The sequence below is a fragment of the Leptonema illini DSM 21528 genome, from assembly GCF_000243335.1.
Classification (GTDB): Bacteria; Spirochaetota; Leptospiria; order Leptospirales; family Leptonemataceae; genus Leptonema; species Leptonema illini.
In genome coordinates, this window is the sequence record NZ_JH597773.1 from 3,290,023 (window position 1) to 3,306,460 (window position 16,438).

At 54.8% G+C, this 16,438-nt stretch carries 14 protein-coding genes and 1 pseudogene; 4 read left to right on the forward strand and 11 right to left on the reverse strand.

Going from position 1 to position 16,438, the window contains the following annotated elements; translation table 11 throughout:
- The first annotated feature begins 16 nt into the window (after positions 1-16).
- A complete protein-coding gene (locus LEPIL_RS14995; RefSeq protein ID WP_002773675.1) occupies positions 17-1,726 on the forward strand; it encodes a methyl-accepting chemotaxis protein in 1,710 nt (569 codons plus the stop codon).
- Positions 1,727-1,762: 36 nt separating this feature from the next.
- Here the strand turns inward: LEPIL_RS14995 and LEPIL_RS15000 are convergent, their stop codons facing one another.
- The 4 genes and pseudogenes from LEPIL_RS15000 to LEPIL_RS15015 form a co-directional block, all read right to left on the reverse strand.
- Complete coding sequence (locus LEPIL_RS15000) at positions 1,763-2,329, reverse strand: SCO family protein (RefSeq protein ID WP_002773676.1); 567 nt, start codon at positions 2,327-2,329, stop codon at positions 1,763-1,765.
- Positions 2,311-3,465, reverse strand: coding sequence for a multicopper oxidase domain-containing protein (locus LEPIL_RS15005; RefSeq protein ID WP_002773678.1), 1,155 nt, complete (start codon positions 3,463-3,465; stop codon positions 2,311-2,313). Before LEPIL_RS15005 ends, LEPIL_RS15000 begins: the two co-directional genes overlap by 19 nt.
- Positions 3,465-3,776 (reverse strand): hypothetical protein, encoded by a 312-nt coding sequence (locus LEPIL_RS15010; protein WP_002773680.1) that lies wholly within the window; start codon positions 3,774-3,776, stop codon positions 3,465-3,467. Before LEPIL_RS15010 ends, LEPIL_RS15005 begins: the two co-directional genes overlap by 1 nt.
- 427 nt (positions 3,777-4,203) lie before the next feature.
- A pseudogene (locus LEPIL_RS15015) lies at positions 4,204-5,760 on the reverse strand (right-handed parallel beta-helix repeat-containing protein); the annotation flags it as partial.
- 262 nt (positions 5,761-6,022) lie between these two features.
- On the opposite strand from LEPIL_RS15015, the gene LEPIL_RS15020 reads away from it, so the two are divergent.
- The gene (locus LEPIL_RS15020; RefSeq protein WP_002773684.1) at positions 6,023-7,501 is read left to right on the forward strand and encodes a glycosyltransferase family protein; all 1,479 of its coding nucleotides are present in this window, start codon (positions 6,023-6,025) and stop codon (positions 7,499-7,501) included.
- Between the two features lie 14 nt (positions 7,502-7,515).
- The gene (locus tag LEPIL_RS22355) at positions 7,516-8,118 is read left to right on the forward strand and encodes an HAD family hydrolase (RefSeq protein ID WP_002773685.1); all 603 of its coding nucleotides are present in this window, start codon (positions 7,516-7,518) and stop codon (positions 8,116-8,118) included.
- A 7-nt stretch (positions 8,119-8,125) separates the two neighbouring features.
- Here the strand turns inward: LEPIL_RS22355 and LEPIL_RS15030 are convergent, their stop codons facing one another.
- The 3 genes from LEPIL_RS15030 to LEPIL_RS15040 all read right to left on the reverse strand — a co-directional run bounded on the left by LEPIL_RS15030 (position 8,126) and on the right by LEPIL_RS15040 (position 10,974).
- Positions 8,126-8,770, reverse strand: a complete 645-nt coding sequence (locus tag LEPIL_RS15030) for an ABC transporter ATP-binding protein (protein WP_245826929.1) — start codon at positions 8,768-8,770, stop codon at positions 8,126-8,128.
- A 142-nt stretch (positions 8,771-8,912) separates the two neighbouring features.
- Complete coding sequence (locus tag LEPIL_RS15035) at positions 8,913-10,175, reverse strand: ABC transporter permease (protein ID WP_002773688.1); 1,263 nt, start codon at positions 10,173-10,175, stop codon at positions 8,913-8,915.
- A 1-nt stretch (position 10,176) separates the two neighbouring features.
- On the reverse strand, positions 10,177-10,974 hold the full coding sequence (locus LEPIL_RS15040; RefSeq protein ID WP_040920435.1) for an efflux RND transporter periplasmic adaptor subunit: 798 nt from the start codon (positions 10,972-10,974) through the stop codon (positions 10,177-10,179).
- A gap of 164 nt (positions 10,975-11,138) precedes the next feature.
- On the opposite strand from LEPIL_RS15040, the gene LEPIL_RS15045 reads away from it, so the two are divergent.
- Positions 11,139-11,621 (forward strand): DUF1564 family protein, encoded by a 483-nt coding sequence (locus LEPIL_RS15045; protein ID WP_002773690.1) that lies wholly within the window; start codon positions 11,139-11,141, stop codon positions 11,619-11,621.
- 93 nt (positions 11,622-11,714) lie between these two features.
- Here LEPIL_RS15045 and LEPIL_RS15050 read toward each other — a convergent pair whose 3' ends face one another.
- The 4 genes from LEPIL_RS15050 to LEPIL_RS15065 form a co-directional block, all read right to left on the reverse strand.
- Complete coding sequence (locus LEPIL_RS15050) at positions 11,715-12,056, reverse strand: P-II family nitrogen regulator (protein WP_002773691.1); 342 nt, start codon at positions 12,054-12,056, stop codon at positions 11,715-11,717.
- A 23-nt stretch (positions 12,057-12,079) separates the two neighbouring features.
- Positions 12,080-13,423 carry an ammonium transporter gene (locus tag LEPIL_RS15055; protein ID WP_002773692.1) on the reverse strand — a complete coding sequence of 448 codons (1,344 nt, stop codon included), beginning with the start codon at positions 13,421-13,423 and terminating at the stop codon, positions 12,080-12,082.
- A gap of 196 nt (positions 13,424-13,619) precedes the next feature.
- The gene (gene cobA, locus LEPIL_RS15060) at positions 13,620-14,399 is read right to left on the reverse strand and encodes a uroporphyrinogen-III C-methyltransferase (RefSeq protein WP_052608387.1); all 780 of its coding nucleotides are present in this window, start codon (positions 14,397-14,399) and stop codon (positions 13,620-13,622) included.
- A gap of 52 nt (positions 14,400-14,451) precedes the next feature.
- On the reverse strand, positions 14,452-16,422 hold the full coding sequence (locus LEPIL_RS15065) for a cytochrome D1 domain-containing protein (RefSeq protein ID WP_002773694.1): 1,971 nt from the start codon (positions 16,420-16,422) through the stop codon (positions 14,452-14,454).
- Positions 16,423-16,438 lie beyond the last annotated feature (16 nt).

Genomic DNA, 16,438 nt, shown 5'->3' on the forward strand with positions numbered 1-16,438 from the left:
CTCCGCTTCCACACATATGAAATCGCTCACCCTCAGAACCAGGTTTATCCTCGGATTCCTCACATCCGGTCTTTTCATCATTATCCCTTCGGGCTCGCTCGCTCTCTGGACCGTGCGCGACTTCGCGCAGACCGAGAATCGTCGTGAGCTGATGGTGCTTGCGCGGCTGGGGGCCTCAGCTCTCGACGGTGACGCTCATTCGCTGATTGCGCCAGGAGACGAAGAGACGGAGCGGTATCGCAGTATGGTGCAGACTCTGCGCCGCTATCAGAGCCAGTCAGGCCTTGCATATTTTTATACCTATGTTCCGCATGAAAGCGATCCGACGAAGGTGCGCTTTGTGCTGGATTCTGACTCCGAAGATCCGGCGGCGATCGGTGAAGAATACGAAGCGACTCCCGAGATGCTTGAGGCCCTGAAAGGAGTGGAGGCGGCGAGTGAAGATCCGTTTACCGATCGCTGGGGAACGTTCGTTACGGGAGCGGCGCCCATACGCGATTCGTCGGGTAAAGTCGTCGCCGCCGTCGGAGCCGATCTACCCTATGAGACGGTGAGGCGCATCCAGATAACGATGATCGTCCTTGTCGGCGGAGCGTGTGCCGTGGCGCTTCTCTGTTCTGTCGGATTCGCCGTGATCGCTTCGCGCACAGTGATGAAGCCCGTGCATGACACGGTGCTTCGCATGGATGCCATTGCAAAGAACTCGGGCGATCTCACGATCCGCATGCCCGTGAATACGAACGATGAGATGGGCGATCTGGCTCGCAAGACAAACGAGCTCATCGCTAACGTTGCCTCGATAGTAAAGCTCATTCGATTCACGTCAACGCAGATCGGCTCTTCCTCTGAAAAGATGCAGGGGCTTCTTGATGAGGCCGCTTCGGCGACAGAAGTGATCGCCCAGTCGATGGAGGAGCTTACGGCCGAATCGGCGTCCTCAGACGCCCGGCTGCATGACGGCATGCAGTCGGTGAAAGAGCTATCGCGTTCCGTCGACGTTCTGACGGCCGAGTCCACCGCCATACATCGTCTGCGAAGCCAGGCCCAGAGCAGCGCCGATGAAGGACTGAAAAGCATCGCAGAGTTAAGCGCGCATACCGACGCCGGAACTAAAATCGGAACGGACGTCGTGCAAGCCGTCTCAAAACTCGAAACGAAATCTGATGAGATCGTGCGCATCATCGACGTCATCACCGAGATCACAAGCCGTACGAATTTACTTGCGCTGAATGCAGCCATCGAAGCGGCTCGAGCCGGCGAAGCGGGACGCGGATTTGCCGTCGTCGCCGAAGAGATCGGCAAGCTTGCCGACAGCACGACCGTATCGGCGAAAGAGATCTCGAATCACATTCAGGAGGTACGCACCTCGACCGATGCCGCGGCCCGGGAACTATCTCATCTTGTCGGAACGATTCGCGAACAGGTCGCCTTTGTCGATCGATCGCAGGAGTCATTCCGACGCATCGCCGATATCGTTCGAGAGATCGGAGTCAGCCTGGATCGCATGAAAGAGGGTATCGAGCATACGTCGGGCGTGCGAAACGAAGTGCTTTCCGTCATGGACTCCATCAGTCGTTCGTCAGAGGTGTTTGTCTCGACGATTGAAGAAGTGCAGGCATCGGCGCAGGAGCAGCATCGTACCGCATCGTCCATACAGGATTCGATGCGAGCGCTGAACGAGCTGTCACAGGAATTAACCGACGTCGTCAAATCGTTTCAAGTCTGACGCTTGCTTCCCGCATGCACTTCGCGCCACCCTGTATCAGAGAAGCGTTTCGCGCAATTGTTCGGCAAGCTCTACGGCGCTCAGACCGACGGGCAGAGCAAGCAGCAGCCCGTCGCCGTCGTTAAGAAGATAGTAGAAGCCCGTATGGTCGATGCCGTATCCGACGGCGGCGTTCTCAGATTGTTTATACATGACGCCGAAATCTTTTGCAAGCCTGTCGATCTGATCACGGTCGCCTGTAAAGGCTCGCAGCTTACGTTCATCGAACTGATCACGATAGGCCGAAAGCGTTTCGGGAGTGTCTCGGGAGGGGTCAAGGCTTATGAAGACGGGAGTTATACGGTTTCCGTCTCGGCCGAGGATTTTCACCGCCTTCGCCAGTTGCGAGAGGGCGGCCGGACACATATCGGGACAGTGCGAATAGCCGAAGAATACGACCTTCGGGCGTTCGATGCTTTTCAGAGCGACGGCGGCGCCCGTTTCATCGACAAGCGACGTCATATTCCAGGAATGAACGGATCTCTGCGGAGCTGTTTCCTTCTTACATGCGGTGAAGGAAAGCATCGCAAGAGATATCAGTATGATTAAACGGCTACGAACCATCCCATTGCTCCTCTTTCTGCCATGTGAATCTGATGCGGATGAAACATATACCTTCCTTTGTAAGGAAGACGGAATTCGAGAATGGCCCTTTCGGTCTGACCGAGCGTAATGACGTCGGTATGGTCGTCAGGCTGCAGTTTCGTTCCCGATCTGAAAACGTCGAAGGTCTGCGCATGCAGATGAAACGAAGCGACGGGTTCGTATTCGAGCATGTTGACGAGATAAACGCGCACAAGCTCGCCGACGTTAACCCTGATCGGGAATCGATCATAAAATCCGGCCAGCCCGTTCCAGGAATAGATGTCGTTGCGTCCACGGTTCTGAAGATCGTAACCGCTCAGAATCAGAACGACTTCGTGCGCCGGCGGCCGCCCTCCCGGAGGATCGACGATCATCGTTCCGAATAACCCCTTCGCCATGTGAAGAGCAAGCGGAGGGACATGACAGTGATACGGATGAACTCCGACAGGACCGGCCTTGATCGTGTAAAGCGTATCGGTGCCTCCTGGAATGGATTCCCAGCCGTCCTGATTCGGATCATGCGATCCGTGAAAGTGAACGGAATGCGGCTCGTTCGTCAGGTTGCGCAGACGAATGCGCAGCGTCTCGCCGGCCGTCGCCCGGATAACGGGGCCCGGAACCCTTCCATTGAAGGTCCAGGCGTTGAACGACGTGCCATGCGCTACGTTAACCGGTCGATTTATCGTCCGGACTTCGATATCACGAACTCCGGATTTCGCCCGCGAAAACGGCGGCAGGTAGCGGTCTTCCAGTTTTGCGGAGGCTCCATCATTTGAGGTGCCGGCAAAAAGCCATTCGCCATGTTCTTCTTTAAGAGGGCGCTCAAAACTCGAAAGGTAGTTGCGGTGAAGCCCCGAAGGCGGGTGTACCATGCTGCCGTAGGCGTTACCCGTGCGGCGCAGAAGCCCGGTTCCGTTACCCATACCGTCATCGCCTAACGCGAATCCCGAACCTGTCGCCGCCGTCGGATCGGTCGGCGCCGGGCCGAAGCAGAGCGGACCGCTCTGATCGACCGGAGCTCCGCGCAGGCGGGCGATGAGGGCCGGGATGGAGGCGGTGCCGAGCAGACCGACGCCTCCAAGCCCGAACCATTTAAGAAAGTCCTTCCGGTTCATCAGTAACGGGCGATGCTCGCGACGGCGATGAGAAGCACCATGAGGCCGGTACCGCCGAAAACAAGCACGTTGCGGACGAAGGCCGGCAGGCTGCTTTTGCCGGCGACGTGATAGGCAAAGGCGCCGACAAACGGCAATCCGATGATGGCCGCCGTCCAGATCGAGCCCGTACGGGTATCGACGTCGCTGCGACGCGACAGGTCATACAGAGCCAGCGGAGCCCAGATGGCAAGAAGGATGAACGGCACATAGTAGCCGTAGAAGTTGATCAGGATGGTGAAAAAACCGGGAGATGCAATCGTTTCGTTCATAATAATTACCTCGTTACTGTTGTAAATGTCAGAGTACCACAAGCACGGCGGCGATAAGAAAGACGAGGAAGACCCCGGCTCCTGTGGCCAGCATGCTGCGTCGAATATGTGCGGGAATCGTCGATCCGCCGCGCAGATGATAGGCAAGCGATCCGACGAAGGGAAGAAGCACAAGAAGCGCCGTCCACAGCGTGCGTCCGTTCGTACAGTCGCGCTGATGCATGTCGACGAAGGCAAGTGAAGTCCAGGCGGCATACACGGTTAACGGCAGCAGGAAGGCAAAGACGTGATACAGCAGACCGAGCACTCCGTAAGGGAGGACGGGCTGAATCGAACCGGCCGTGGCCAGTCGCGAAGGTCCGTATTCCTTGATATACTGTTCGGTCAAAGGATGATAGTCGGCATTGTCGACGATGCCCTTATTCTGCTCGAAAACGTTAACAGCCGGCTGAAGGCGATCTTTGACCGCACCGGGCATCTCGGGTTGGGCGGGCGGCACGGGTTGTGTTTTATAGTCTCCCGTTTTAGCCAGTCCGACCTTCGCTTCGATCATCATGGCCAGAGCTCCCATCATCATCGACAGATCGCCTCCGCTGATAACGCGGATCGGAGAGTCGCACGAATTCAGAGCAGACAACCCGTACGGAATCTGCGTGCGGAACTGGTTCCCCTGATAGCAGTTCCCGGTGCTCACCGGACCGACAAGGGCAAGGTCGGCGCGACCCGAATCCAGTACGATGTTGTCTTTAACGGTATTATCATACGACAGCCACAGGTTTTCCTGTAGGTTCGGGATGATCAGCACACCGTTATTCGCGTGGCCGAGAATGAGATTCTTTTCGATATCGTTGCGAATGCCGCCGGCGATCATGATGCCGTTACCGTACGACGGATACGTGAGCGCTTTAGCTGGAGCGTTGCGGTTGTTGTTCGAGACGATGATGTTGCCGATCAGCGTCGATTCGCGCTCCGGAGGGAGCAGCTCGCTGTCGAGCGTGTTCGGTCCGGCTCCGACCATGTTGTTCTTGAAGATGTTGTTGATCAGATAAAGATCGCCTCCGGAGTTCGTTCCCGAATAACCCATGGCGTTATTCTCGCCGATGTTGTTATAGAGGATCGCCCGGCACGGATAACACTGGCCGATATAAAAGGATGAATCGGGAGAACCCGAAGCATAAGAATGCTCGAAGATCCCATCTACGGAATCGAAGGCATACAGGCCATAGTCGCCGTTATTGTAGGCCGTCAGATACGATCCGCGGTAGCCTTTCACGCCCGTCCAGAAGAATCCGTTCAGGGTGGCGTTGCGCGCCGTCATGTTTTCGATGACGACTCCGTCCGCTCCGACGACGAGAATACCGTTGCCGCGAACAAACTCGCCGTCGATGATCGTTTCACTGCGGCTAACTCCGCGAAGAATCAAGCCCGGCGTGGTAACGACGACCTCTTCGCGATACACGCCTTTATCGATAAGAATGAGATCGCCCGGCGATGCGGCGTCGACGGCGTTCTGAATGGTCGGATGCTCTTGCGGAACCTTTCGCGTGCGGCCCGACCATTTCTCGGGAGCCGGTTCCGCCTTGCCCGTCACCTCGGCCTTATATTCAACGTCGCCGACGACGATTGTGGCGACCATGCCGAGTTTCCCGTCGGGCGTGGCATGGAACGAACAATAGTAGGGGAAGACGCCGTCAGCCGGATAGGTGACGCGGGTCTTTGCGCCGCCAAGCATCACCAGATCGCCATATGTCGTTTCTGTCGACCAGCTCTTGTCGACGGCAATCGCATTGTGAGGATTCAAACCTTTATTGAAGAACTCGATCTGTCCGCCTTTATGAATCCTCGAAAGAGGAGGCGAAAAGAAGTTGTCCATCATGGTTACGTGAGCAAAGCCTCCGCCTTCGCCCGGGGAGCCGCAGCTCGCCAGAAGAAGGAGAAGCGCTGGAATCGCAGTAAGCGCTGTTTTTCGCATATGTTTCTCCATAATCGGATGCCCTTGAGGCACGTTGCAGACTGGATGGTCTGTGAAGATCAGTCAAGCAGAAAAGGATGAACATCTGTTTGTCGATTCCTGCGTCGGAGTTCCGACCTGAAGTCTGTCGGAGTTCCGACCTGCATCCGCGGACACAGAGGATGGCCGCCGGAAGGCGTGGTCAAGAAGAATTTCCTTCCGTGAACGTAAGCAAGCGCCCATCCCCGATTAGAAAGTGCTTTCCTCGTGCCCCCGAAGCGACTTCGTGAACCTGATGCAGCGCCTTTCTTTCGGCAAGTTACCCGATCTTTTTCGGTCAGACTACTTCCTGCCTGTGCTTTTTCTGTTTTTTCTCTTCGTGGCCGGGACATCCCTCTGGAACCGACCGTTTGATGAGGTCGGTGACGAGGCCCTGATCGGACTGCAAACCGTCAGAGCGGGTCAGTTTGCTGAGGGAGTCGGGCCTTATTCCAGGGTCGGATTTCATCACCCAGGCCCGGTCAGCTTCTATTTCTATGCCGCGGCGGACAGGCTCTTTCCCTTTATTCAGGCACCGGGCCAGCGCTATCGGTTTGTCCAGTTTCTGTTAAATGCGGCGCTGTTGCTCTGGTTCTTCAGCCTGCTGCGCCGACTGATTCCGGGCCGGTCTGCGCTGCTCTATCTTGCGTTTTTTCTCATCGGCATCGCCCCCGTGTATCGAGATTTCTGGTTCAGTATCTGGGGACCTCTCGCCCTGATCATCCCCTACATGCTTTTCTTTGTTTCCTATATGGGGCTCAGTCGGGGGCGGCTTGATCATCTTTTGCCCGGCATGGTTGCCGCCGTCTTTATTCTGCATAACCATGTGAGCGGGATAACGCTGCTTGCTCCTCTTGCACTGGTCGCCTTCTGGAAGCTGTTTCGGCTGCGTTCGCAGTGGGCGCCGGGTCGCCACAGTCTGATTTCTGTCGGCATCGCCGTACTGGTGCTCCTGACCACATCGATCCCTCCGCTTGTTGATGAGTTTGCGGGAACGGGGAATCTCTCAAATATATACAGGTACTTTACGGGCCATGGGTCGGCTTCGCGTAAGTTCGACATTGTGCTTGTATACCTGACAGGCTACTATCTCGATCCTGTCAGGCCGTTGATTACCATGAATCCGATTCTCTGGTTCGGCATTCTAACAGGCCTTCCTTTGCTTGTCTGGAATCGACTTGATCCGATCTGGAGATCGCTTCATGCCAACCTGATGCTTGTCTTTTTTCTGTCGTTAGTCGCAGCCATGCGCATATCGGGCGATCTGGTTCCCCATCTTTTCTGGCAGCTTTATCCTTTCGTCGCATTCCATCTGCTTCTTGCAGCCGTCTCCATTGCATCGCTGATAACGATCCGGTTGCCTGAACCGAGACTCGTCGTTTTGCAAACCGCTCTCGTTTTGCTTGCCCTTGTGATAACGCTCTATCGGCCGAATCCTCTGCCCGCAGGTCCGACGGGCATCGAGAAGGTTATGGCAGAGATTCGTTCCTATCCGGGGCCATACCGCCTTGTGTTTCCGCGCGGATCAGCCGATCATGATCGCTGGGTCGAGGCAGCCGGGCTCGCCCTCAAGATCGTTCGCGAAGGGGGAAGCTACTGCGTTGATGAAGAGTGGAGTTTCATGTTTCCACACGGCTCAACATGCGCTGACGACTTCAGCGGAACCACTCTACGACTGACATCGTCGGATTCAGGCGCTCTGATCATCCGACGCGAAGACGGGGCGACTCGATAAGGAAATTATTCTAAATGAAGCGCGGCGTTTTCTTTGATCTCGGGCGAGTCCTTCTCGACTTTGATCTGATACCCTTCTTTGCCGAGATTGCCCGGCAGACGGAATCCGATCTTGCAACGGTAAGGAGCTCGCTTGCTAATGCCCGCTGGTTCGATCGCTATGAACGCGGGGAGTTTGATGATGACTCATTTTTCGTCGGCTTGCAGAAAATCACCGGATATGCAGGAGACGAGCAACAGCTGCGACGTCTGTGGACCGACATATTTACTCCGATTGACAAGAACATCGCACTGATGCATGCCCTGCGTGAGCGTTATCCGATCGGGCTCGTTTCAAATACGTCTCCGCTTCACATTTCCCATATAGAGCAGCGCTTCGATCTTCTCGCTCATATTTCCGTCCGCGTGCTTTCTTACCAGGTCGGCCTTATGAAACCCGATCGCCGCATCTTCGAGCATGCTTTAAAGCAGCTTGGCGTTCATGCAGAAGGGTCTGTCTTCATCGACGATCTGGAAGTAAATCTTTCGGGTGCGAAAGAGCTCGGTATGCACGTAATTCACTATCTACCCGAAGTCGATCTCGAACACGAGTTGGTGAAGCTCGGATTCCCGCTTTAGCGATCCGTCATCGTCGCTTCGCTGTTTTCGTTGTTCTTGTGTCGGATTCGATCCGGCCATCGACCATATGAACCTGTCGACCCGCCGCCCGCGCATAATCAGGATCATGCGTTACCATGAGGATCGTCGTTTTCTGCTCTTTATTGATACGACCGAACATCTCGATCACACGGTCTCCGTTCACAGTATCGAGGTTTCCCGTCGGTTCGTCGGTAAAAAGGATGTCAGGATCCATTATGAGAGATCTGGCAATGGCGCATCGTTGCACCTCACCACCCGACATCTGAGAGGGCAGCTTGTTTATGCAGTGATCGAGCCCGAACTCAGCAAGTAGGTGCTCGGCCTGCTCGCGCTTTTTTTCGTGAAGGCCGAGTTTACGCGTCGGCATAAGCACATTTTCGACGGCCGTCAGCTCGGGCAGCAGATAGTGGAACTGAAAAACGAATCCAACATGCTCATTGCGAAACCGATGCTGTTCTTTGCTATCCAGAGAATGTACGGAGCGTCCCTGCAAGAAAACCTCCCCCTCCGTCGGTTCGTCAAGGCTACTCAATATATAGAGAAGCGTAGACTTGCCCGAACCCGAGCGTCCGGTTAACGAAACGAATTCGCCTGCAGCTATCGTTAGATCAATGCCTTTCAATATCGGCATGGGGGGATCTCCGAAAGACTTGATCAGATTCCGGCAGCTGATGGCCTCGGCACTCTCACCCGGCCGCCGGGATTCTGCGGGCTGCACGGATTGACCGGACTGCCCGGATTGCCTGAAAGTGTCACCGCTTCTCTTCGCCATATCAGGTACCGCTTGACCGAATGATTTCGACAGGTGATAACCGGGAGGCCGCTCTCGCCGGAATAAAGCTCGCCACAAAAGAAGAAAGAAATGCCAGGAAAAAGGCCTTCACAAAAATCAAATAATCCCAGGAGATGATCATCACTCCCATGGCCGGCCTGATGGAACCAGATTTCGGAGCACTTCCGATCGGCATGCCATCGATAAAGCTGTTGGCTATGGCGCCGAGAATCAGCCCGAGAAAGGCGCCGATGAAACCGAGCAGTACCCCCTGGATAACGAACAGGCGAATGGTGTCTCCTCTGTCGAAGCCGACGCTTCGCAGAATGGCGATCTCTTTCTTCTTCTGATTCACGACCATGTTCAGAATATTATAGATGCCGAAGGCGACGACGAGGATGATGGTGAACGTCGTCGTGTTACGAACGATATCCTGCATACGAAATACCGATAGAATGCTTTCGTAGGTCTGATCCCAGCTCTGCACCTTATCGCGCGAATAGACCGCCCATTCGGTGGCGATACTCGCAGCCTGGGAAACGTCCTGAACACGGATAACGATATCTGATATCTCTCCCGAACTGCCCGTTACACGCTGCACTGTCGTGATTGAGGCGTAGACGATGGTTTCGTCGAGCATACGGTTGCCCGTATTGATAACGCCCGCAATGCGAAGAGGATACCGCTGACCGCGAGGCGTGACGATCTGCACATTATCGCCCTTTCGCGCACCAAGCTTCTCGATGAGACCGGCGCCCATCATAATCGTCGCTCCTCCGCGAATCAGATCGTCGAGATTACCCTCGGTAACCGACGACTCGATCGTCGTAACGCGTGTCTGCCGCTTTGGATCAATACCGATGATGCGGCCCGGGATGCTCGTGCTGCCGTTTACATAGATGACCTGCCGTGCAAGCTGCGGAGCATAAGCGACGACACGCGGATCATGATCGAGCTTTTCGAACCACCCGCTCGCATTCGTTAACTGAGTGCTGTCCGTTCTTCCCGATGGAGGTCTGATCCAGCGGACCTCGGTATCGGGAAAGAACACTCCGCTGAATGTCTCTTCGGTTAGAGACTCGTCGCGCGGCGAGATGCGGATCTGAGCATCGTTATTGATGAGCTGATCTGTAATATAGACCTGAAATCCGAGCATGATTCCCGAGAAAGTAACATAGGCGGCCGACCCGAGCATGATGCCGATGAGCGTCAGAATGGTTTGCTGCGGACGCGAGAGAAGTTGCCTTATAGCGAGAAAGAGCATGTCAGTTCTCCGTCGGCTTGCGTTCAGGAACGGAGAGCAGGTCAGTCTCGACGATGTCTCCTTCGATGAGTTCCCCCCATTCGCCGTTGATCACGCCGAGTTTCACCTGAATACGCTGCGTGCGACCGTCCCGTTTGCGACGAACCCCTCCGTTTTTGATGGCTGCAAGCGGTATTAAGAGAACGTTCTCCTTTCGCGCTACCTCGATGGCCGTATCGGCCGTCATATCGGGCAGCACCTCGTCGGGCAGATCGTCTACGATGACGCGCACGACAAACTGTCCTTCGTTCGGATAAATACGGTCGACGACTCCAGTCGATCGTTGTCCGCGGATGCTTTCAAAGCTGAGCTCCACCTTCTGTCCAGGGCGCACCTGGAGCGCCGACTCCTGATCGAGCGAATACTCCACATGAAGGCGCGTGAGATCCTGTAAAACGAGAAGCTGCATTCCGGTCACGACAAGCTCTCCAGGATTAACAGTGAGCGAAGTTACCGTCCCATCAAACGGCGCCTTGAATGCGGTGCCTGAATCCGACACAAGAAGCGTCTGCCCCTGGCGCACGCGATCGCCTTCGGCGACGGCCACCTTCTTTACGGCCATCGGAATGGCAGCCTTGATCTTAAAGACATGGTCGGATTTTACGGTCCCGAGGGCGTACACCGCTTCGGTAATGGCGCCTCTTCGCGGAGATACCATCTCACCATTGATGCGAAAAAAGGCGACGGTCAGTACAACGGTGATCAGAAGGCCCGCTGCAATGAGCGCATGCCAGCGATAGCGATGAAGGAGAGCGGTCATGATTCGCCAGTCTATCATGGGAACAGAGGCAGGCAAACGAATCTTTACGCCATGGGATGCGCTCTTTCGGACACACCAAACATCAGGGATGGATTGACCGGTTTTTTTAAATTCCTGTCAGAAATTTTTTCATCCAATCGGCTCGTTTTAGACCATATCTTTTCATGAACGAACAGACGCGCCTTGATCAGGAGCCGTATTATCGCACCCGGTCCACTTTGCTGATTCCCGAAGTTTATTTCAAGCGATACTTCTGGCGAAGCCCTTACATAAAAATAGGGCATTGGGCCCTTGCTTCCTATTTCGCCAGCCTTATGGAAGATCCCCAACTTGAATACAAGCTCAGCTTTCTTGAGGAAACAGGAAAGTGGAAGAAGCAGTATCAGGAAGAGGGGCAAAACATGGTGCGCGTTAACTTTTATCCCGACGACAGGGATTGGGGGAAGCTGGCTGCGATTTCGAATGCGACCGGATATTCCCGTTGCTATATTTTCGTCTTCCTGTTGCTAATCGCTATGGGAGTGATATGCCTTGAGAATGGAGGAACTCAATCATCCTTTGTGAAGGGTCACTGGAATCCCGTGGTAATTTGCTATGTTTGTGTAGATGCAGTCACCAGAAAACTCACAAGAATCCTGAAAACATAGCAGAATGACACGCCCACCACACAGAATACAAAAAAACCGCCCCTTGCGGGGCGGAAGGTAGAGTTTGCAGCAGGTTTAACTGAGGAGAGAGTGTTAACCTATCGCTTCTTTTCCTTTCTCGCCGGTGCGAATGCGGATCACTTCTACCAGATCGCTAATGAAGATCTTTCCGTCACCGATGTTGCCCGTACGGGCTCCGGCGATGATGGCGTCGATCGTCGGCTGAACATAATCCTCGTTCACCGCGATCTCGATCACGGTCTTCTTCAAGAGATTGACCTCGTGAACGACGCCCCTGTAGGATTCATCGTATCCCCGTTGTTGACCGCAACCGAGTGCGGTCGTAACGGTCATTTTTGTTACGCCGGCTTTTGCCAGTGAATCCTTAACATCTTTCAGCTTGTAAGGCTGGATGACTGCAGTAATAAGTTTCATAGTCTTAACTCCTTACTCCTTTGTTACTCGACGGTGTAGAAGGAGAAGCCATGATACGCCTCTGCTCCGTGTTCGCCGATGTCAAGACCCTTGAGCTCCTCTTCACGAGAGACCCGGATGCCGATCGTATACTTCAGGGCAAGGAAGATAACGAGCATGGTCACGAAAGCCCAGGCGATGATCGAGAACGATCCGATCAGCTGGACGACAAGATCCTTATCGGTTCCGAAGATACCGGTGGCAATACCGCCCCACAGGCCGTTCAGGCCATGCACCGGCCAGGCACCAACCGGGTCGTCGATTTTCAGCATATCAAGCAGCTTCACACCGGCCCATACGAGCACGCCGGCGACGAGACCGATGATGACGGCCTCTCCGTTCGAAACGGTATCACAGTTCGCCGTAATACCGACAAGGCCGGCAAGCAGGCCGTTAAGGGCCATCGACAGTTCAGGCTTCTTGTAAAGGAACCATGTAATCGCCATGGCAGAGACGGCGCCTGCGATCGCAGCCAGCGTCGTGTTGACGGCGATGAGCATGACTAACGCCGTATTCTCCGCTCCAACGATTTTGAGTTGCGAACCCGGGTTGAACCCATACCAGCCGATCAACAGAATAAAAACGCCGAGTGTCGCGAATCCGAGGTTATGGCCCGGAATGACCTGCGGCTTGCCTTCGGGAGAGAAGCGACCGATGCGAGGGCCGAGCACGATGGCTGCGGCAAGGCCTGCGAACCCACCGACGGCATGCACGACAAGCGAACCTGCAAAGTCATGGAATCCCATAACGTTCAGCCATCCGCCGCCCCACTTCCAGTAACCGCTGATCGGATAAACTAGACCGACGATGAGAGCAGTGTAGATCATATAGACGCCAAACTTCAGACGACCGGCGACGGCACCCGATACGATCGTCGCAGCGGTGGCAGCAAAGGCTACCTGAAAGAGGAAATCCACCTGCGGATGCAACACACCCGGGCCTGGAGCAAAATCAGCGCCAGTTTCGTTCAGGAAGAAACCGCCCCATTGGAAGAACCCACCAGGCACACCCGGATACATGAGCTTGTAGGCGAAGAGATAGAAGATCAAGCCGCCTACAGAAAAGTCCATAAGGTTCTTGAAAAGAATATTCACCGTGTTTTTCGCCGAGTTCAGTCCCGATTCGACAAGGGCGAATCCGGCCTGCATGAATATGACAAGCACGGCACAGATGAACAGAAAGAAGTTGTCGATCGCGTATTGCGTGATGGCAATATCGGCAGAGGGGTCTGCGGGGGCAGGCTCGGACTGTGCATAGAGCCCAACGGCGAATGTCATCGCCATTCCGAGCAGGACCCATAGCAGCCGCTTGGCTTTGATCCGTTTCATTGAGAGATCTCCTGGCATTGATTATTTTGCCAGTGTTATAGCAAGATCTGTGCCAGACGCTGAATGTCACGCATGGTGCATGATGTTCAATTTATAGGCACATCCAGAAGTGGCGGATTCGATACGCGTAAATATTCTGCACCTCAAAATCGCTGCAAACTCGGTACGCTACAGATCAGGATAGTACGATGACAGATCAAACAGCCGATCGTCCGATAGAGATGGACTCCAGAACAGGCCTTGCCGCTTTAATGGAGTGTGTGACCACTTCTCCGACAATAACCAGCACCGGATCACCGGGCAGAAGGTCGAGATCATGCTCTTCGATTTCGGCGAGAGTACCGACCCACTGGCTCTGATCGGGAAGCGTTCCTCTGCGCACAACGGCTACAGGCGTGCAGAGCGACCCCATATCGAACCGAAAAAAAGCGTCGCGAATCTCCTTCAATCTGGTGCCGCCCATATAGAAGACATGGCTCATGCCATCAGTCGTCAGGTCGCCAAAATCGGCAAGCGGTTCGTCGCGTTTGCGATGTGCAGAATGAAACCGCAGCGAAGAGGCACAGTCTCGATGCGTGAGCGGTAGCAACAAAGAGGCGGCCACTCCCGACGCAGCCGTAACACCGGGCACAACGTCGCATTCGATCCCACGGCTGTGAAGGTATTCGACCTCTTCACCGCCTCGCCCGTAGATATACGGGTCTCCGCCTTTCAGGCGGCATACAAGCTTATGAGAACAGGCAGCTTCAAAAAGAAGCTCATTGATTTGATCTTGCGGTAACGAATGGCATCCCTTGGATTTTCCGGTGAATATCTTCACACAATCCGGACGCGCATAATTCAGGATCGAAGGATCGATGAGACGATCAAAGAGGATGGCGTCTGCCTGCTCGATCATGCGCACGGCGCGAAGCGTGAGCAGTTCCGGATCTCCGGGACCGGCTCCAACCAGAACAACCTTTCCGTAACGTGTCATACCGACCTCCTGAAAAAAATGGCCGGTCGAAACCGGCCCAGGTTTACCCTCATCAATAGATGTCGTTTTTACTGTTGTAAACGTTGAACTTGCCTGTGGGCGTAAACACCCAGCTCTCGCTGATTTTCTTTTTCAGCTTCAGCGTCTTATCATCGTAGATGTAGATGCTGTTGTCGAGCCATCCGGAAATCCAGACCTCGTTCCCGTCCTTGTTGTATTCCATGTGCACGATACGATCCGGGCTGACCTTGATGTACTGCATCTTGCCCGTATCAATGTTATACACACCGACTTCGCCGTTCACGCCGGCCTGCGAGGACAGCGGCATATCAACCCAGAGGTTGCGCGAATTCGGATGCGTTTTCACAAAGAGCGAACCGGCGGATTTCATCGGGATCTTCTCGACGACCTTCCATGCATGCTGCGGATGTCCGGCTGGATCGACGCCGATGAGCGTGATCACTTCTTCACTGATATGCGACGTCGCATATACAGGTCCGAATTTCGGATGCACGAAGTTCGCGCCCCGACCCGGATGCGGACGGTTACCCGTCTCGATACATGGTTTCGCGCCGACCTTCACGAGCTTTTTAGCGACGACGTCGATGACGCAGAGGCTGTTTTTCGCGTTGGCAGCGACGATGAAGTAGCGCTTTTCTTTCGATCCGGGGAACGATACCCAGCCGCCGTCATGCAGAAAGTTATCCGCAGTGATGCGAGTTTCTTTCGGCTGCTTCGGATTACGGTAGTCCACAAGATAGACCCAGCCCGACTCTTTCAGGTTGATGACCCAGAGAGGCTCGTGGTCCGAGGCGACGATCGAGGCGACGCGTACTTCGGGAAGGGCGTTCCCTGTCTTCCAGTCCTTCGAATCGGCCACCGAGGTGATGCTCAACGGCTCGAGAGTCTGACCGTCCATGATGGCATACTGGAACGGAGTGTAGCAGCCGACGATGGCGTACTTATCTTCGTATCCATGGGCCTTCGATCCGTCGACGGAGCGAGCGTCCCAGCAGGTACGACCGCGGGCCACGACTTTCGGCTCTTTATACCAGAGGTCGATCAGCGCAAGACGTCCGTCACGGCCGATGACATAGAAATAACGACCCGAATGCGACGAACGCAGAATATGAACCGCTTTGCCTGTATCGACGACGGCGATCTTCTTATGCGTCGTTCCGTCGATGATGGCAACCTTGCCCGCATCACGCAGCACGACTCCGAAGTAGTTCAGGAACTGGCCGCCTGTCGGATCACTCTTCGGACGATCGGCAACAGGAACGATAAGCTCCCATTCTTTTTTCGCCTCTTCCATTCCGAGCTTCGGAACTTCGGGCGGATCCATCTGCACGTAACGAGCCATCAGGTTGATCTGACGCGCATCGAGAATCTTCTCTTTGCCCCAGGCAGGCATTCCTTTCGGAGAGCCGTTCTCAAGCATAGCCTCGATAAACTCCTGGCCCTTAGCGCGAGTTCCACCACCCTCCACTTCTTTCGCATCGGCAATATGCGTTGCCGGAAGCAGCGAAGGACCGGTTGCTCCCCAGCGCTTTGCGCCGTGACAGCCCGAGCAGCGATCGAAATAGATCTCTTTTGCCTCGGTGAATTCCTTATCGCTCAGCGGTTCAAAGGCCTGGGCCGTTGCTCCCTGCTGATCCTGCCATTTGAAGTACTCGATGACCTGGTCGATCTCTTCGGCCGTCAGACCGAATTTCGGCATGTGGGTCGTGTACTTCTTGCTCAGCTCCTGCGCCTGCGGATCACTTTTCAGCATGGCAGCCGGATCATCGATCCATTTCTTGATCCAGTCCGCCGTGCGTCGTTCCGTAACGCCTTTAAGATCAGGCCCGGTGGCCGAATCTCCTCCGCCGAAGTTGTGGCAGGCCACACATCCCTTCGACATAAATACCTGTTTTCCGGGCCCTGTGAATTCAGCCGTTTCCTTTTTCTTCTCGCATGCGACTGCGAGAACGAAAAGAGCAACAGTTGAAAAGAGGACCGCGAATTGTGTCTGTTTCTTCACTCTCCACCTCCGTTTC